We start from the raw sequence: 18,450 nt of genomic DNA, 5'->3' as shown, positions 1-18,450 counted from the left end.
CAAAACTAAGTGTATGCTTACGAAGCGAGTTTTGGCGAAGTCTATTCATGGAAGCTAATGCTTCCAAAACTTTTAGGAGGTCCACTATGGAGTCAGCGCAACTTCTGCAAGAAGCGATCAAAGCAAGAACCAAAGCCTATATTCCCTACTCCCATTACGGAGTCGGTGCAGCGCTGCTGGACCAGGACGGTCATATCCACCACGGCTGCAATATTGAGAATGCAGCCTTCGGCCCGACTAACTGCGCCGAGCGGACAGCCGTATTCCGCGCCATTGCTGACGGCCATAAGGCCGGCACTTTCAAAGCCATTGCCGTAGTGGCGGAAGGAGACGGTCCAGTCTCACCTTGCGGCGTCTGCCGCCAGGTGATGGTCGAGCTGTGCGGCCCCGGTATGAAGGTGATTCTGGGCAACCTGAAGGGTGATTATGTAGAGACGACCGTGGGCGAGCTCTTGCCCGGCGCGTTCGGACCGGATTACCTGTCGGAGGGCAAGGGCGGCGGAGTGAGTTAACCAGCAACGACTGCTCAAAATTAAAATCACTGCTAAACGCATAAACTAATGCTGCCTGCGGACGAGACGCTTTGCGACAACTAACTCCTCCCGCGCCGTAGTGAAGCGGGTTCCCGGTGGGAACGAAAAGCGCTCGGTGCTCAAGCACCGCCAATCATCTGCCACCGACACTGCTTCGCGCATTTCCGGGTGTCCAGAGGGCGGAGCCCTTGGGGTCCCCCTTGGCGAAGGGGGATTTAGGGGGATCGAAAAAGGTTTTTAAATAAGCTTTTCAGCATTTTTTTAAATAAAGAAGGGAAGATCCTATGAAATTCAAATCCGGGTTTGTCGCCATTATCGGCAGACCAAATGTAGGCAAATCGACGCTGATGAACCAGGTGATCGGACAAAAGATCGCCATCATGTCGGACAAGCCGCAGACGACGCGCAACAAAATTCACGGCGTATACACTGCGAACAACTCGCAGATCGTGTTCCTCGACACGCCGGGTATCCATAAAAGACAATCCAAGCTGGGCGATTATATGAACCAGACAGCGATCGGTATTCTGGGTGAGGTGGAAGCGGTTCTCTTCCTGGTGGATGCATCCGAGGGGCTGGGCGGCGGAGACCGCTTTATCGCCGAGCAGCTGAAGCAAGTGAAGACACCGGTGTTCCTGGTGCTGAATAAGATCGACAAGCTTGAGCCGGAGGCGCTGCTGCCGCTGATGGAGCAGTACAGCAAGCTGCATGAGTTCGCCGAGATTGTGCCGATCTCCGCCAAGCTGGGCAACAACGTAAACACGCTGCTGGATCAAATCGGCAAGTACCTGCCGGAAGGTCCGCAGTATTATCCGGACGACCAGGTCACGGACCATCCGGAACAGTTCGTCTGCGCCGAGCTGATCCGCGAGAAGATCCTTCACATGACGCGCGAAGAAGTCCCGCATTCCATTGCCGTGACGATTGAGGATATGCGGGTGGCCGAGAACGGCGTAGTGCATATCTCTGCGGTTATTTTTGTCGAGCGCGACTCCCAGAAAGGCATTATTATCGGCAAACAAGGTGCCATGCTGAAGGAAGTCGGCAGACGGGCGCGCACCGATATCGAGAATCTGCTGGGATCGAAGATTTTTCTGGAATTATGGGTAAAAGTGAAAAAAGACTGGCGCAACCAGGAGCGCGTGCTGCGCGACCTCGGCTTCCATAAAGATCTGTAATCCCTTCCGTTTGCCGGTGTAATGGCAGGAATTGCACGGATAGTTCCCGGCTCAGCGCACATCCTATCTCTGAAGAGACATCGTGTTTCCTAAAGAAAGGATGAATACGAATGCGAGATTTTTCGTGGAAGTATTTTGCAATGACTGGAGATGTCGATGCTTATCTGCTGTACAAACAAACCGGAGCCCCGCTGGAGGAAAGCGGAGCGCTGCTGACGGAAGAAGAGACCGAGCTTGATGAAGAAGCGCAGTAGGGACTGGTTGCTTGCCGAGTGGTTGGGAGACGAGGCATGTTACACAGGGTGGAAGGGATTGTCCTCCGCAACATGGACTATGGCGAGGGGAACGCGATCATTACGCTTTGCACCGAAAATGCGGGCAAAGTAGGTGTGCTCGTCCGAGGCGCCAAAAAAGTCCGCAGTCGTCACGCCGCCCTCATTCAGCCGTTTACTGTCGGGGAGTTTGTGTTCTTCCGCAACAATGGCGGCCTGGGGACGCTGAATGCCGGAGAAATTACGCAGTCGCATCATGCGCTGCGCGGAGACTTGTATTTGGCGGCCTATGCTTCCTATGCCTGCGAGCTGCTGGACCGTGTGCTGCATGATGAAGAGACGGGCAGCTTCTGGTTCCGCCAGCTCAATGCCTGCCTGGAAGCGCTTGAGGACGGGAAAGAACCCGGCGTCATTATCAATGTTTTTGAGATGAAAATACTGCAGGCCGCCGGCTACGGCCCGCAGCTGGACACCTGTCTGGCCTGCGGCCAGGAGCGGCCCGACGAGCAGCTGCGGATCAGCCCCCGGCTCGGAGGGGTGCTGTGCCGTGCCTGCTCGCATAACGATCCGCCGGCGCTGGAAATCTCGCCGCGGGCGCTGAAGCTGCTGCGCCTGTACGCGGCGCTGGACCTGACCCGGCTGGGCAATGTCAGCATCAAGGAAGAGACACAGGCGGAGCTCAAGAAGATTATGCGGTCTTTTATGGATATGCAGCTCGGGCTGCGGCTGAAGTCGCAGGGCTTTCTTGATCAGCTGGACAAATACAATATTTGACGAAATCCGATTTTTCCGGTACTATAGGAGCAGTTTCTTTTTTACGGCCGCTCTTGCTTCATCGAGAAGACGCGCAGTGATCGGGAAAGTAATGAACAGGATGTCAACCTATAGAGAGCCGGGGACGGTGGAAGCCCGGCGGTACAATGTTCATGAAATGGCGCCCGGGAGTGCGGAAGCGGCGGAATGAAAAGTGGATTTCGCTATGATTGGCGTAATCAAGTAGGGTGGAACCGCGGGAGTGCGTAACAGCTCTCGTCCCTATGTCTGAATTTCAGGCATGGGGGCGGGAGCTTTTTTGCCTGCGGCAGGCAGCAGCATCACCGGAGCGCCTGCAGCAGGATATAGAAGCGCCGCCTCCATCGCAGAAGCAGGACGAAGCAAGTTTATTTTAAAGCGAAGGAGCGGTAGCAATGAATTTTCAGCAGATGATTTTGACGCTGCAGCAGTTCTGGTCTAAAGAGAACTGTATTCTCGTCCAGCCGTATGACACGGAAAAAGGGGCGGGCACCATGAATCCGATGACCTTTCTGCGGTCGCTGGGACCGGAGCCCTGGAAGGTAGCTTATGTTGAGCCATCCCGCCGCCCGTCCGACGGACGTTACGGGGAGAATCCGAACCGGCTGTACCAGCATCACCAGTTCCAGGTCATTATCAAGCCGTCCCCGGACAACATCCAGGAAATCTATCTGGAGAGCCTGAAGGCGCTTGGTGTAGACCCGCTGCTGCATGATATCCGGTTCGTCGAGGACAACTGGGAGAACCCGTCGCTCGGCTGCGCCGGACTCGGTTGGGAAGTGTGGCTGGACGGCATGGAAATCACCCAGTTCACCTACTTCCAGCAGGTAGGCGGCATCGAGACCAGCCCGGTGGCTGTGGAAATCACCTACGGCATGGAACGGCTCGCTTCCTATATTCAGGAGAAAGAAAATGTATTCGATCTCGAGTGGGTGGACGGCGTCACTTACGGCGATGTATTCCATCAGCCGGAGGTCGAGCATTCCACATACACCTTTGAAGTATCGGATGTTAAGATGCTGTTTAGCCTCTTTAACACTTACGAAGAAGAAGCGAAGCGCGCGATGGAGAAGCATCTGGTATTCCCCGCTTACGACTATGTGCTGAAATGCTCGCATACCTTCAATTTGCTCGATGCGCGCGGCGCGATCAGCGTAACGGAACGGACCGGCTTCATTACGAGAGTGCGGAACCTGGCCCGCACCGTAGCGGCGACATACCTGGAGGAACGCGAGAAGCTGGGCTTCCCGCTCCTGAAGAAAGAAGGTGCTGACCTTGTCTAAAGATATTTTATTTGAGATCGGTCTGGAGGAAGTGCCTGCGCGGTTTCTCCGGGCGGCGATGGAGCAGCTTAAGGAGAAGACCGAGAAATGGCTGGAGTCCTCGCGGATTACGCATGGCGGGGTACAGGCGTATGCCACGCCGCGCCGGCTCGCGGTGCTGGTAAAGGATGCCGCCGAGCGGCAGACGGACGTAAGCGAAGAAGTAAAGGGGCCATCCCGCAAAATCGCCCTCGACGAGAGCGGCGCCTGGAGCAAAGCTGCGCTCGGCTTCGCCCGCAGCCAGGGCGTATCCCCCGATGATTTTACCTTTAAGGAATTGGCCGGTGTGGAGTACATCTATGCCACCAAGAACAGTAACGGTGTAGATACGGCCTCCCTGCTGTCCGAAGGCCTCAGCGGAATTGTCAGCTCGATGACGTTTCCCAAGAATATGCGCTGGGGTGCCTATGATTTCAAATTTGTCCGCCCGATCCGCTGGCTGGTTGCCCTGTTCGGCGGGACTGTAATCGACCTGGAGATAACCGGGGTTAAATCCGGCAAGGTCAGCCGCGGCCACCGCTTCCTGGGAACGGAAGCCGTGATCACCGAACCTGCGCAGTATGTGGAGGCGCTGCGTGCCCAGCATGTGCTGGTCGATGTGCAGGAGCGCGAAGCACTAATCCTGAGCCAGATCAACAAGCTGGCTGAAGAGAAGAGCTGGACCATCGCCATCAAAGAAGATTTGCTGGAAGAAGTTCTGTTCCTGGTGGAGACGCCGACCGTGCTGTTTGGCACCTTCGATCCGGCCTTCCTGCATATTCCGCAAGAAGTGCTGATCACCTCGATGCGCGAGCATCAGCGGTATTTCCCGGTGCTGGATGAAGCCGGCAAGCTGCTGCCGTTCTTTGTGACCGTACGCAACGGCAACGCCGAGTCGCTGGACGTTATTGCAAAGGGGAACGAAAAGGTGCTGCGCGCCCGCCTCTCCGACGCCAAGTTCTTCTATGAAGAAGACCAGAAGCTGCAGATCAGCGATGCGCTCGCCAAGCTGGAGAACATTGTGTACCACGAGGAACTGGGCAGCGTCGGGGACAAAGTACGCCGCATCCGCGCCATTGCCGACGTGATCGCGTCCAAATTGGCCCTGCCTGCAGAAGTTGCCGCTGAAGTCAGCCGTACGGCCGATATTTGCAAATTCGACCTGGTGACGCAGATGGTCTATGAATTCCCTGAGCTGCAGGGTACGATGGGTGAGGATTACGCCCGCAAGGCCGGCGAATCAGAAACGGTTGCCAAGGGAATCTTTGAGCATTATCAGCCGCGGTTTGCTGGAGACGCTGTTCCGTCCACGCAGCCTGGCCTGATCGTCAGCCTTGCCGACAAGATTGATACCATTGTAGGCTGCTTCTCCATCGGTATTATCCCTACGGGTTCGCAGGACCCTTACGCCCTGCGCCGCCAAGCAGCCGGCATAGTGCAGATGCTCCTGGAGCATGAATTGCCGCTTTCCTTGCAGGAAATTTTCACTGCAGCTGTGGAAGTTCATGAAAATTTACGTCCGGAGAAACATTTTGGCTCTGAGCTGCGTATAAACCTGTACGAGTTCTTCGGTCTGCGAGTGAAACGCCTCCTGGCTGACGATGGTGCCCGTTATGATGTAGTTGACGCGGTAACTGCCGCAGGCTTTGACGACATTGTTGCCGTGGTTGCCCGCAGCCGTGCCCTGACACAGGCGGTAACCGAACAGGCTGATTTCAAAACCGCCGTCGATTCGCTGACCCGTACCGCCAATCTTGCGGCCAAAGCTCCGGCAGAAGCTGACGTGAGACCGGAGCTGCTGACAGAAGCCGCCGAAGTCAATCTTTATGAGACCTGGCAGTCGGTTCATGCACCGTACAGTGCTGCGCTTAAGGCTAAAGACGCCGCCAAGGCCCTGTCCATTCTCTCCGGACTTCAGGAAGCCATTACCGGATTCTTCGACGCCGTAATGGTTATGGCCGAAGACGAAGAGGTCCGCAACAACCGACTTGGCCTTTTGTCTGCTGTCCACGCCGATTCCCGCAGCTTCGCCGATTTCAGCAAGCTGGTCTGGTAATCTGCTGTACGACAAGCGGCGGATGAACCCGGCTTTCCGCTTCATTGCAAGATCCGTAGCGGAAAACCTGCGGATTTTGGTATAGATTGAAGGTTTGGGGTATAAATATACGGAACGGTGCCAATGCGTATGTTGACATTCGTTCCGTATTTATGCTTTAGACAAAAGAAGGATTTCTGTCCGTCGATTGCGTATATATATTACACGGGAACTGGTGATGGTATGGAGAATGCCCGGGAAAGACGGATCATTGTCGACGGGGACGCTTGTCCGGTGAAGCGCGAAATTGCTCAGGTTGCCCGTAACTTTGGCCTTCCGGTGGTCATGGTCTCTTCTTATGATCATGTACTGCAGGCGGAGGAAGGGGTAACGATTGTGCAGGTGGACCGCGGGGATCAGATGGCTGATCTCTATATCGCCAATCATATGGCGTCCGGTGATGTAGTGCTGACCCAGGATTATGGGCTGGCCGCGCTGGCGCTCGGTAAGCGGTGCAGGGCGATGTCCTTCCGGGGACAGGAATACAGCGACTCCAAAATGGATTTTATGCTGGAGGGCCGGCATGCCAGGGCGGTAGAACGGCGGCGCGGGCATTATGGCAAGGGGCCGAAACCCATCACCGCAGAGGAGAAAAATGTTTTTCAACATAAACTGACAAAACTTTTAACACTTTTGCAGGAGAATGTACAGCTTTAGCGAATTATATTTATTTGTTAAGAGATGAAGGTGGTTAAAAGTGGCAGGCGGACACGGTACAATCCCGGAAGAGGTTATCGAGAGCGTGCTGGCGCGGCATGATATCGTCGACACCGTCAGCAAGGTCGTCCATTTAACCAAGCAGGGGAAATATTTATGGGGCCTCTGCCCGTTCCATTCGGAAAAATCCCCCTCCTTCACAGTAACCCCGGACCGGGGCGTCTTTCATTGCTTTGGCTGCGGCATGGGCGGAAATGCCATCAAATTCAGGATGGAAATCGAAGGACTATCCTTCCCCGAAGCTGTCAGAATCATGGCGGAAGAAAGCGACATTCCGATTCCCGAGGGCCATGGAGGCGCTCTGCAGGCGCCCGATCCCGAGCGCGACCGACTGATCCAGGCGTATGAATTGTCGGCCAAATTTTATCATTTTCTGCTGAAGAATACGGAATACGGCACTGCCGCAATGAATTATTTAAGGTCCCGGAACTTCAGTGACAAAATGATCGACCAATTTCAGATCGGCTATGCGCCGGACCGCTGGGATACGCTGCTGCAATTTTTGGAGAAACGGAATTTCAATCTCGCCGAGATGGAAAAGGGCGGACTGCTGTCTCCCAGAGGCGAGGGCAAAGGGTATATCGACCGGTTCCGCGGGCGGGTCATCTTCCCGATTGCGAACCGTACGGGCAAGGTGGTTGCTTTTGCCGGAAGAATCCTTGGGGAAGGACAACCGAAGTATCTGAATTCCCCGGAAAGCAGGCTGTTCAACAAAAGCCGGATTCTGTACAATCTGCACCAATCCAAAGCATCCATCCGCAAAACGCGGCAAATCGTCCTGTTCGAGGGCTACGGCGATGTCATTTCGGCTTGGGAGGCGGGTGTGCATAACGGTGTGGCGACCATGGGCACTTCGCTTACGGAAGGGCATGTGGGGCTGATGAAGAGCCTGGCGGATGAGATTGTGCTGGCCTACGACGGGGACAAAGCGGGACAAGCTGCTGCTATGAAGGCGATCCCCATGCTTGAGGACAGCGGACTGCGGGCTAAGGTGGCGTTGCTGCCAAGCGGACTCGACCCTGATGAATTTATCTCCCGCTATGGCGGTGAGCGGTTCATGAACCAGGTGATCGAATCGGCGGTTTCATCCATAAAATTTAAGCTTATATATCTGAAAAAAAACCATATACTCCTAGAGGAAGACGGCAAAATCGCCTATGTCAAGGAGGCGCTGCAAATTATTGCCGGCCTGCATTCCTCCACGGAGCGGGAAGTGTATCTCCGCGAAATATCCTCCGAGCTGGAGCTGTCTTATGACAGCTTAAAGCAGGATTGCAACTTGCTTCGGGCATCGATGCAAAAAAACATTCCCGAAGGGGATAATAACGATAAAAGGTGGAATAATGGTAGGCATAAAAAAGGGCAAGTGCAAACACCGGTCCTGCTGCCCGCCTATCAGGTTGCGGAACGGCGTCTGCTGTCCCTGATGATTCAGGACCCGGAGGCCGCCGCTTATGTCGGCGAACGTCTGGGCGAAGCCTTCAACATCGATGATCATGCGGCAATTGCCGCTTATCTATATGCCTATTACGCGCAAGGCAAACCGCCCGGCATCAGCCGGTTTCTCTCATCGCTGCAGGATGACCGGCTGGAAAAGACCGCCACGGCAATTTCCATGATGGACACCCCGCCGGAATGGAACACGCTGGTATTGGATGATTACATCCGTGAAGTGCAGAGGTATCCCCTGCAGCGGAAGCTGGAGCAGAAACGCGAAGAAATGATACAAGCGGAGAAATCCGGAGATTTTTTGCGTGCGGCACAAATCGCAAGTGAGATTATAACCCTAGAGAGACAGTAAGAACTTGACAGGATGTACCTAGGGAGGAGGGAGTCGAATTATGGCGAACGATCAGCATACTGAACTGGAAGCGGAATTTACTCTTGATCAGGTAAAGGATCAGCTTATTGAACACGGCAAGAAAAGATCATCACTCAACTATAAAGACATCATGGAGAAATTATCGCCGTTCGATCAGGACCCCGAGCAAATGGAGGAATTCTATGAGCAGCTCAGCGATCTGGGCATCGAGGTTGTAAACGAGAACGACGAGGAAAGCCCGCTCCGGCCGAACGATGACAGCGAAAACGGCGACGGCGACGACTTTAACTTCGACGATGATTTGTCTCTGCCTCCTGGCATCAAGATCAACGACCCCGTCCGGATGTACCTGAAAGAAATCGGACGCGTGCCGCTCTTGTCGGCCGACGATGAAGTTGAGCTGGCCATGCGGATCAAGAACGGCGATGAGGAAGCGAAGCGCCGTCTGGCCGAAGCGAACCTGCGTCTAGTTGTCAGCATTGCGAAGCGCTATGTGGGACGCGGCATGCTGTTCCTGGACCTCATCCAGGAAGGCAATATGGGTCTGATCAAAGCGGTCGAGAAATTCGACCATAACAAAGGCTTCAAATTTAGTACCTATGCTACATGGTGGATTCGCCAGGCGATTACGCGGGCGATTGCCGACCAGGCGCGGACAATCCGTATCCCGGTGCATATGGTGGAAACCATCAACAAGCTGATCCGTGTCTCCCGGCAGCTGCTGCAGGAGCTGGGGCGCGAACCCACGCCGGAAGAAATCGCCGCCGAGATGGATTTGACGGTGGAGAAGGTCAGAGAGATCATGAAGATTGCCCAGGAGCCGGTGTCGCTGGAGACGCCGATCGGCGAAGAAGACGATTCGCATTTGGGTGATTTCATCGAGGATCAGGAGGCGCTGGCGCCTGCGGATGCAGCGGCGTATGAGCTGCTGAAGGAACAGCTGGAGGATGTGCTGGATACCCTGACGGAACGCGAGGAGAATGTCCTCCGTTTGCGCTTTGGCCTGGATGACGGACGGACAAGAACGCTGGAGGAAGTGGGTAAAGTGTTCGGCGTTACCCGTGAACGGATCCGCCAGATCGAAGCCAAGGCGCTGCGCAAGCTGCGTCATCCGAGCCGCAGCAAGCGGCTTAAGGATTTCCTCGAATAGATTGGGTTTAAGCCGGACCTTCTGCCGCACGGTGGCAGGGGGTCCTTTTTGTTAATGCGAGCTATAGTTTCAGGTCCGAAATGAGGGAGAGCGTTTTGAATATAGAGAAACGTGAGACGATTTTGCGGGAAATCCAGTATTGGCGCAGAAGCAAGCTGCTGCCGGAGCAGTATTGCGACTTCTTGACCAACCTGTACAATGACGAGAATAAGATCAAAGACAGCAATCCGGTCTCGCTGCAGAATCTGCAGCAGGGCAGCATTAAAATCTGGTTGTTTGGTTTTGGAATTATTTCCTTGATTTTCTTGATTAGTCTTTATTTTAGCGTTTTTCCCTGGCCATTGCAACTTGCCACAGCACTCTGTGTGCTTGTTGTGTGCTATGGCTATTCTGCGGTGTACCGTGACCGCAACCAGATCATCAGCCTGCTGCTTGCCGGTGCCGGCAGTGTGCTCACGCTTGGCTTTGGTCTCTGGATGATCTCCCTACATAATCTGGATCCTGACTTCTGGCGGCCGCTGCTTATCGCGACCTGCGGGCTGCTGTGGTGCGTACTCGGTTTTATGCTGCGCAACGGCCTGCTGCAATTTTGCGGATATGCTTTCTGGGGGCTGCTCTACGCCGGATTCTTCATCCAGAAACGGCCGGATGCGGAGCTGGTGGAGCTTGAGCTGCTGTGGGTGCCGCTTTGTGTGCTGATGATTTGGTTAAGCTGGTTATTGTACCACAGGGTAAGCGGCGTGTCGGGCGTATATTTCGGCGTCGGGGTCTGCTTATGGCTGATGCCTGAAATCGATGCGCTGTGGCTGAGAGGCGGATTCCCGGGCTGGGTTTCGCTTATACTGATCTTGAAGGTGGCGGCTGGGCTCGCTCTGCTGTTCATCTTCCGAAAAAAATGGATAACGTGGGTGGCGTCATGAACAACGTAAAACTATCTGAACGGCTGAGGCTGGTGCTGGAGCAGGTGCCGCCGGGCAGCCGGTTGGCCGATATCGGCTCGGATCACGCGCTGCTGCCGATTGCGGCAATTGAAACTGGAAGGGCCGTCTCCGCGGTCGCCGGGGAAGTCAATCCCGGACCTTATGAAGCGGCCCGCAAGGGTGTGGCCGAAGCCGGGCTTTCGGCCAAGATCGCCGTCCGGCGCGGCGACGGGCTGGAGGTGCTGGCTCCCGGCGAAGCTGATTGCATCACGATCGCCGGCATGGGCGGCGCGCTGATTGCCGCCATTCTGGATCGCGGGCAGAGCCTCGGCCTGCTGGAAGGCGTGAAGACACTGGCTCTGCAGCCCAATGTCGGCGAAGATATTCTGCGCCGCTGGCTGGTGAAGAATGGCTGGGTGCTGACGAACGAGCAGATTTTGCAGGAAGACGGCAAAATTTATGAGATTCTGACCGTGGTCCGTGAGGACGCAGCGGCAGGAATTACGAATGAACAGGTGTACGGCGATTTGGCTGTGGGCGGAGCCTTGGTGCTCTCCAAAGAAATGCTGCTGGAAATGGGGCCGTGGCTGCTGCGCACGCCGAATCAGGCCTTTTTGGACAAATGGCAGGGTGAAATCACCAAGCTGGAAGGCATTCTGAAGTCGCTGTCGCGCTCGGAGCTCGCTTCGGCCGAAGCGAAACGAACTCAAATCTCGGAGCAAATCCGGACGATTACGGAGGTGCTGGAATGTTTGCCAAAGGACAAACGGTAACAGGTTATATGGAGCAGCTCGCTCCCAAGCATCTGGCGGAAGAGTGGGATAACATCGGGCTGCAGCTCGGCACGCTGCAGAAGGAAATCACCGGAGTGCTGGTGGCGCTGGATGTCAATGAGGCGGTGGTGGATGAAGCGGTCCGCAAGGGCTGCAATTTGATCATCGCCCATCATGCGATTATTTTCAAGGCGATCAAGGGTATCCGCACGGATACTCCGGCGGGCAGATTGTATGAGAAGCTGATCAAGAACGATATTGCCGTTTATATCAGCCATACCAATCTGGATGTGGCCGAAGGCGGCATGAACGACTGGATGGCCGAAGCGCTCGGGATCGAGAACGGCGCACCGATTCAGGATATTCATACCGACCAGCTCTCCAAGCTGGTGGTCTTCGTGCCGAAGGATCATCATCAGAAGGTGCTGGATGCGATTCTGAACGCCGGTGCGGGCTGGATCGGCAATTACAGCCACTGCAGCTTTAACATCGAAGGCTATGGTACATTCGTTCCGCGCGAGGGCGCCGATCCGTTTATCGGCGAGAGCGGTAAAATGGAACGTGCGGAGGAAGTCCGCATCGAGACCATCGTACCGAAGTCGATCCGGAACAAGGTTGTGCAGGCGATGCTGAAAGCCCATCCTTATGAGGAAGTGGCCTATGACCTCTACTCGATGGATTTGAAGGGCCGGGCGCTGGGCCTTGGCCGTGTCGGCAAGCTGAAGGAGCCGTCAACGCTCGGCGAATTCGTGGAAACCGTGAAGCGCGGACTGAAGGTGGATCATGTACGCGTCGTCGGCGATCTGGACCGGCCGATCCGCAAAGCGGCCGTGATGGGCGGCTCCGGGGCCAAATATTATAACAGTGCGATCTTTAAGGGTGCGGACGTGCTGGTGACGGGAGATGTCGATTACCATACGGCGATCGACGCCCATCTGGCCGGCATCACACTGATTGACCCGGGGCATAACGCGGAGAAGATCATGAAGGAGAAGGTAGCCGAGTGGATCGCCGGGAAGCTGGCGGAGCATAAATATACTACGGCGGTGTATGCTTCGGAGCTGGAGACGGAGCCGTTTCAGTTTTTGTAGAGGGTAGTACCACTGATGTTAATGAGGCTGATCTGCCCGGCAAGAAAGTTTATTGTTCTCCAACAATTTACTCTTGTGCCCGGTGGGGTAAGTCTGTATAATATTTAATGTTGTTTGGAAAGTTTGACAGACAATCGCCGGTGGCGAGAGCCACGGGAGGAAAGTCCGGGCTCCATAAGGCAGGATGCTGGATAACGTCCAGTCGGCGCGAGCCGAAGGATAGTGCCACAGAAATGGACCGCCGATGGCTGCATTCCGCAGCACAGGCAAGGATGGAACCGAGGTGTAAGAGACCCCGAGGAGCGTTGGTGACTTCGTTCCTGGTAAACCCCATCTGGAGCAAGACCTAATGAGATACAGCGCTTCTTTTACCGGAAGGGCAGCCCTCGCCTGGGGCGTATCTAGGTTGGTCGCTGGAGCCGTGCAGCAATGTACGGCCTAGATAGATGATTGTCGCTTATGGTGGGAGGGTAGTTCCCGCTTGAACCACGACGAGCACAGAACCCGGCTTACGGCAAACTTTCCGCACTGACAACTTTAATGAATGTAAGATGAACTGGCGGTCTTCCTCGGAAGGCCGCTTTTTTGCCGTCTGCGGTGTACAAAGCAGCTGTGGAGTAAGAGGATAATGGGCTCCGTAGGGTGATGAAGCTGATGAAGGATGTTGATGGGAAGGAATCAATTCGAGTGGTTGCGCATCGCGTCGGTCAACGGACTTGGTGGTGAACAGGAAAGGTAATGAAAGGTGGAGCGCTGGTTGGCAGGCTCTGGTGTCTATTAGCTTGGCAACTGTTATTGAGAAGTGCTCGGATCGGCATAAATAGTGACGGTATATAAAAAGTCTGGTGGAGGCAGTGAAAGCGGAGTGGAGCGCCGTGTTATGACGCAAACAATATAGCCGGAAAGCATCCGGCTAGTAAAGTGCCGTCGCATAAGGCTGGTATGCCGCTCAAGAAATGTTCTTGCGTCAAAGAGATGACAAAAGAACATTTCTGCCCAGCACCGTTACCGGGGGGAACAACCGCCTGCTCTAAGAAGAGCAGTAACTCCCCGTGGTGTCCACTCACGGGGTACCTCGCACCCGCTAGGAGAGCTGAAGGCTCTGCCGGCTTGCTTCATAGCGGGCGAGCGCCTGCTCCAGCCGCTGTACAGCGAGGGGGATCTGTGCAGGCGGCGTGTGCGTGTAATTCAGGCGCATCGCGCTGGTCAGCGGACTTGTGGCATAGAACACTTCCCCCGGCACAAAGGCGACGCCCTGTTCCACCGCGAGGGGCAGCAGCCGGGAGGTCTCAACGCCGCCGGGCAGCTTCAGCCACAGGAACATCCCGCCGCGCGGCTCGCGGAAATCACACCAGCCGCGCGCGGTCAGCTCGCCGGAGAGCCGCTTCATCCGCGAATAATATTCGCGGGAGACCAGGCGGATATGTCCTTCCAGATCGAAGGACAGCAGCAGTTCATGCAAGGCCCGCTGGTCGATGGCGCTAGAATGCAGATCCGCTGCCTGCTTCGCCTTGGCCATGACGCGGATAATCTCCTGTGGCCCGACGGCCCAGCCGGTGCGTAGCGCCGGAGCAACGATCTTCGAGAAGGTGCCGGTGTAAACGACGCAAGGCCCGTTGCCTGCCTCTCGGTCAATGGCTGCCAGCGTAGGCGGATAGGCGCCCGGAGTTTCATCAAAGGCGATTTCCCCGTAAGGATTATCTTCCAGAATCAGCACACCGTACTTGCGGCACAGCGCCACCGTCTTCTCGCGCCGCTCCCGGCTCCAGGTTGCGCCCGAAGGGTTGTTGAAGGTCGGGACGGCGTACAGCAGCTTGGGACGGTGCGTGCGCAGCTGCTCCTCCAAGTGCTCCGGAAGCATGCCGTCATCATCGCTGGCGACGGTATGGACCGCTGCGCGGTACGAGCCGAGCACCTGCAGGGCGGCGAGGTAGGTGGGCGCTTCCACCAGCACGGCGTCGCCCGGGTCGAGCAGAATTCTGCAGAGCAGATCGATCGCCTGCTGGGAGCCTGTGGTCAGCAGCATTTCATCGGCGCTGCAGGCAATTCCCTGACCGGTCATTCTGGCAGCCACTGCCTCGCGCAGCGGCAGGTAGCCTTCCGTCAGCCCGTACTGCAGCGCGGCGGCGCTGCCGGAAAGCGCCCGGCTGTATGCCTCGCGCACCGCTTCCACCGGAAACAGCTCTTCGCCGGGCAGTCCACCGGCAAGCGAAATGATCTCTTTGCCCTGAGTTACTTTGAGAATGTCGCGCACCGCTGAAGAACCTAATGACCCTGCGGTCTCCGAATATTGGATATTCATAAAAAAGACTCCCCGCGTTTGAATTTTGTTGTATCATAACGGCATAGCTGTATAACAGTAAAGCGGTAAATATAACAGTTGGGAGGCATTCACATGCATATCGATCTACTGCGCGGCACGGAAGTTTCGTTGCCTCAGCAAATCAGCGGTACGCTGGCCCAGCGGATTACCTCGGGGCTGCTATCACCCGGCACCCGGCTGCCCTCTGTACGCACGCTTGCCGCATCGCTGGCCGTCAGCCAGATGACGGTCAGCAAAGCCTACGCTGAGCTTGAGAAGCGGGGGCATATCGTCTGCAGCCAGGGAAAAGGCTGCTTTGTAGCCGAAGAGGTGAAGCAACCGGCGGAAGGGATGGCCTCCTGGCAGGACGGGTATGACGATTATTTGCCGCGGGCCCAGCTGTGGCGGAATTTCGATTCGCTGAAGGTGCAATATCCATTTCATCTGGCGTCGATTCATCATGAGTTGCTGCCCCTCGCGGACATCGGCCGGATTATGGCGAAGCTGGTGACAGAGCACCCGGAGCTGATGGGGACTTACGGCAACTTTCAGGGGGATCTGGAGCTGAGAGAGGTGATGCGGGCCCATTTGCTGGACCGCGGCATCCCCCTGCACTCCTCGGAGCTGATGATCACCAGCGGAACGCAGCAGGGGATTGATCTGGTGGCCCGCACCTTCGTCGGGCCCGGGGATACGGTGTATATGGAGTCGCCGAGTTATACGGGGGCAATTGATGTATTTGCCGGCCGGGGAGCGGAGATTATTGCAGTTCCAACGGATAGCGAGGGAATGAGGGTGGACGTGCTTACCCGGATGTGCGATCGCAGAAAGCCGAAGCTGATCTATACGCTCCCTACCTTCCAGAACCCGAGCGGTGTCACACTGAGCATGGCCAGAAGACAGCGGCTGCTCGAACTGGCCCGGAGCTACCGCTGTCTGATCGTGGAGGACGACCCGTTCAGCGACCTGTACTTCCGCCAGGCGCCGCCGCTGCCGATTAAAGCGCTGGACCGCGAAGGCCATGTGGTATATATGAAAAGCTTCAGCAAGGTTATCGCTCCCGGCTGCCGGATCGCCTGCGTCGCCGCCAGCGGCGACATCCTCTCGCGGCTGATCGCCGCCAAATCGGCGAGCGATCTCGGCAGCCCGCTGCTGACGCAGCGGGCAGTGCTGCCGTTTATCGCCCGAAGATACGACGCGTATGCGGCGAAGCTGCGCATCTCCCTCCGCGAACGCATGGAAAAGGCGGCGCAACTGCTGAAGCAATACGCGCCGCCCGGTGTGGAATGGGCCCCGCCCGAAGGCGGGCTGAATCTGTGGCTCAAGCTGCCTGCCGCAATAAACATTCGTGAACTGCATGGGCTTGCGGAAAGAGAGGGCGTCTCTTTCCTTCCCGGAGAGGTGTGCCAGGCCGGCGACCAGGCTTCTCCCTATATCCGGCTGTGCTATTCGCAAATGCCCGAAGCGGAGATGGTTCAGGGGCTCACCCAGTTCCTGCAATTACTTGCGCGTCAGCTTGGGTCCTCCAACAGGACTAACGATTCGGCATCCTGACCGGCAGCCTTGTTACCGCCAGGTTTTAACGGCTGTCCTCAAGTTCACCCTGCATCGATTTCAACTGCTTGCCGACATGCTGCGGGTAGAGCTGCAGCGGCACTTCGCCGCCCGCAGCCGCCTGCAGCGTCTTGTAGATATCGACCTGGCCCCAGCCGAAGTACTTATCATGGCCAGGATCGCCGAGGTCGACCGCATTTGATGTCATTAGCTCCATCACTTCCTTGTTCGACAGCGCCGGATTGAGCGCCCGCACCAGCCCGGCCAGTGCGGCGACATGGGGGCTGGCCATCGAGGTGCCGGATAATGCCGCATACTGGCTGCCGGGGTAGGTGCTGGCAATGCTCTCGCCCGGTGCGGATACATCGATATAATCACCGTAATTCGAGAACGAAGCGCGCTCACCGTTCTGGCCCGTGGCCGCCACGGCAAGCACCTCTTCGTATGCCGCAGGATAACCGGGACGCTCCGTATTGTCGTTGCCGGATGCGGCGACGACCACGACGTCGCGGTCATAGGCGTACTTGATGGCATCGTGCAAAAACTGCGATTCTGCATAGTTGCCGAGACTGAGATTAATGACCTTGGCTCCCTGATCCGCCGCCCAGATAATGCCCTCGGCTACGGAGTAGGTGGTGCCGGCTCCGGAATTGTCCAGTGCCTTGACGGGCAGGATTTTGTTATACCAGCTGATGCCGGCCACCCCTTCGGAATTGTTGGTCAGCGCACCGATAATTCCGGCCACATGGGTGCCGTGCCCCACATCGTCATCGGGGGTCGAGCCGCCGGCGATGGCATTGTAGCCGGCAAGCAGCTGGCCCTGCAGATCGGGGTGGCTGGCCTGAACGCCGGTATCGACTACCGCGACAATCACTTCCCCGCTGCCCTTGGTCAGGTTCCAGCCCGCCTCCGTATCAATTGCCGGCAGGTTCCATTGATAGGTAGAGAACAGAAGGTCATTGGGTGTAATTACCTCCTTGCCGGCATTTTCGGATACGCTATCATTGGTTAAATACATATAGTGGGGCTCTACATACTGCGGGTTCCATTTGCCTGCGAAATATTCTTTGAGCTGGCTGTAATCCATGGTCTCCGAACGGAACAGATAAGCATATCCCAGCTTGCGCGGCTCTTTGCCCTGAATATCCGCTTTGATGGTCTGGAGTTGCTCCGGGGACACCGGTCCGTCCGGAAAACGGACGACAATTTCATTCTCGTAGAAATGGCTGGCATTCTCGTTGTCATGTCCGGTGCGCACCGTGATATCCTTCAGCGTATCGGCATGAACCGATTCCACCCGGTATTTGCCTTCCCTGGGATAAGGAATCAGCCGGAGATTCTTCAGTTGGTGCTCGGCCACCCGGTCCAGAATCTGCTGGTTCATTAGGGCAATAACGCCGATATCCGCTTGCGGATCGCGCTGTGCGATAAAGTGGTATTTATGCCCTTTAACCATGAAGGACGGAGATTCGTAGGCTTGATGGCGTTTCAGCGCTTTTTTGGCGGCGGCCAGATAGCTTTGAAGCTGTTTGTTCTCTTGTTCCGTGCCTTGGGGCAGGGTCGATTGGAAGGTCTCCGTCTTTTGGGAGCGGAAATCAATCCACATCAGCATGGCGATATGTCCGTGTCCCTGCTGCAGGCGCTGCGCATATGCTGAAACAGCGGCGGGCGAGGCCCCCCGTGTCTCGGCCAGCATGGCGCTCAGGTGGCGGGAGGCATCCAGGCGGTTCAGGCGTTCGGTAGCAGCTACATCCTGGACCATGGAACCTTTTTTTACCGTTTTTTCCGCAGCCGGGTTCGGTACTGCAGCCTGCCGGGGGGTTCCGGCATCATCGTGACGCAGGGCAAACATCACCAGCACAAGGGTAAAAGCGGCGGTGAGCAGACCTGCGGTGCGCAAATTTTTTCGTGACATATTTCCCGCTCCTTTTCGGCAAGGTAATATGTTGT

General features: G+C 56.2%; 15 protein-coding genes and 1 other RNA gene. 14 read left to right on the top strand and 2 right to left on the bottom strand.

Annotated features, from left to right (window positions below):
- Window positions 1-47 precede the first annotated feature (47 nt).
- The 13 genes from F1381_RS16190 to rnpB all read left to right on the top strand — a co-directional run bounded on the left by F1381_RS16190 (window position 48) and on the right by rnpB (window position 13,171).
- On the top strand, window positions 48-512 hold the full coding sequence (locus tag F1381_RS16190; protein WP_151735886.1) for a cytidine deaminase: 465 nt from the start codon (window positions 48-50) through the stop codon (window positions 510-512).
- 305 nt (window positions 513-817) lie between these two features.
- Window positions 818-1,711 carry a GTPase Era gene (gene era / locus F1381_RS16185; protein WP_151735885.1) on the top strand — a complete coding sequence of 298 codons (894 nt, stop codon included), beginning with the start codon at window positions 818-820 and terminating at the stop codon, window positions 1,709-1,711.
- A gap of 110 nt (window positions 1,712-1,821) precedes the next feature.
- Window positions 1,822-1,965 (top strand): YqzL family protein, encoded by a 144-nt coding sequence (locus tag F1381_RS16180; protein WP_151735884.1) that lies wholly within the window; start codon window positions 1,822-1,824, stop codon window positions 1,963-1,965.
- Between the two features lie 36 nt (window positions 1,966-2,001).
- Window positions 2,002-2,757, top strand: coding sequence for a DNA repair protein RecO (gene recO, locus F1381_RS16175; RefSeq protein ID WP_151735883.1), 756 nt, complete (start codon window positions 2,002-2,004; stop codon window positions 2,755-2,757).
- A gap of 413 nt (window positions 2,758-3,170) precedes the next feature.
- The gene (gene glyQ, locus F1381_RS16170) at window positions 3,171-4,058 is read left to right on the top strand and encodes a glycine--tRNA ligase subunit alpha (protein ID WP_151735882.1); all 888 of its coding nucleotides are present in this window, start codon (window positions 3,171-3,173) and stop codon (window positions 4,056-4,058) included.
- The gene (glyS, locus tag F1381_RS16165) at window positions 4,051-6,132 is read left to right on the top strand and encodes a glycine--tRNA ligase subunit beta (RefSeq protein WP_151735881.1); all 2,082 of its coding nucleotides are present in this window, start codon (window positions 4,051-4,053) and stop codon (window positions 6,130-6,132) included. The genes glyQ and glyS overlap by 8 nt, the downstream gene beginning before the upstream one ends.
- Window positions 6,133-6,354: 222 nt before the next feature.
- Complete coding sequence (locus F1381_RS16160; RefSeq protein WP_151735880.1) at window positions 6,355-6,828, top strand: YaiI/YqxD family protein; 474 nt, start codon at window positions 6,355-6,357, stop codon at window positions 6,826-6,828.
- 40 nt (window positions 6,829-6,868) lie between these two features.
- A complete protein-coding gene (dnaG, locus tag F1381_RS16155) occupies window positions 6,869-8,689 on the top strand; it encodes a DNA primase (protein ID WP_151735879.1) in 1,821 nt (606 codons plus the stop codon).
- 40 nt (window positions 8,690-8,729) lie between these two features.
- Window positions 8,730-9,860, top strand: a complete 1,131-nt coding sequence (gene rpoD, locus F1381_RS16150) for an RNA polymerase sigma factor RpoD (RefSeq protein ID WP_151735878.1) — start codon at window positions 8,730-8,732, stop codon at window positions 9,858-9,860.
- 95 nt (window positions 9,861-9,955) lie between these two features.
- The gene (locus F1381_RS16145; protein ID WP_151735877.1) at window positions 9,956-10,780 is read left to right on the top strand and encodes a hypothetical protein; all 825 of its coding nucleotides are present in this window, start codon (window positions 9,956-9,958) and stop codon (window positions 10,778-10,780) included.
- A complete protein-coding gene (locus tag F1381_RS16140; protein ID WP_246188065.1) occupies window positions 10,756-11,553 on the top strand; it encodes a tRNA (adenine(22)-N(1))-methyltransferase in 798 nt (265 codons plus the stop codon). The genes F1381_RS16145 and F1381_RS16140 overlap by 25 nt, the downstream gene beginning before the upstream one ends.
- Window positions 11,529-12,644, top strand: a complete 1,116-nt coding sequence (locus F1381_RS16135) for a Nif3-like dinuclear metal center hexameric protein (RefSeq protein WP_151735875.1) — start codon at window positions 11,529-11,531, stop codon at window positions 12,642-12,644. The genes F1381_RS16140 and F1381_RS16135 overlap by 25 nt, the downstream gene beginning before the upstream one ends.
- 118 nt (window positions 12,645-12,762) lie before the next feature.
- Window positions 12,763-13,171: RNase P RNA component class A (gene rnpB, locus F1381_RS16130), an RNA gene on the top strand.
- A gap of 557 nt (window positions 13,172-13,728) precedes the next feature.
- Here rnpB and F1381_RS16125 read toward each other — a convergent pair.
- On the bottom strand, window positions 13,729-14,946 hold the full coding sequence (locus tag F1381_RS16125) for an aminotransferase-like domain-containing protein (protein WP_151735874.1): 1,218 nt from the start codon (window positions 14,944-14,946) through the stop codon (window positions 13,729-13,731).
- 93 nt (window positions 14,947-15,039) lie between these two features.
- Between F1381_RS16125 and pdxR the strand changes: the two genes are divergently transcribed.
- Window positions 15,040-16,500, top strand: coding sequence for a MocR-like pyridoxine biosynthesis transcription factor PdxR (pdxR, locus tag F1381_RS16120; RefSeq protein ID WP_151735873.1), 1,461 nt, complete (start codon window positions 15,040-15,042; stop codon window positions 16,498-16,500).
- Window positions 16,501-16,525: 25 nt separating this feature from the next.
- Here the strand turns inward: pdxR and F1381_RS16115 are convergent, their stop codons facing one another.
- The gene (locus F1381_RS16115; protein WP_151735872.1) at window positions 16,526-18,415 is read right to left on the bottom strand and encodes a S8 family peptidase; all 1,890 of its coding nucleotides are present in this window, start codon (window positions 18,413-18,415) and stop codon (window positions 16,526-16,528) included.
- Window positions 18,416-18,450 lie beyond the last annotated feature (35 nt).

Source organism: Paenibacillus tengchongensis, assembly GCF_008973665.1.
GTDB classification, from domain to species: domain Bacteria; phylum Bacillota; class Bacilli; order Paenibacillales; family Paenibacillaceae; genus Paenibacillus_AQ; species Paenibacillus_AQ tengchongensis.
Note: the sequence above shows the minus strand (reverse complement) of the source record. Positions and strands in the feature narration are given on the sequence as shown.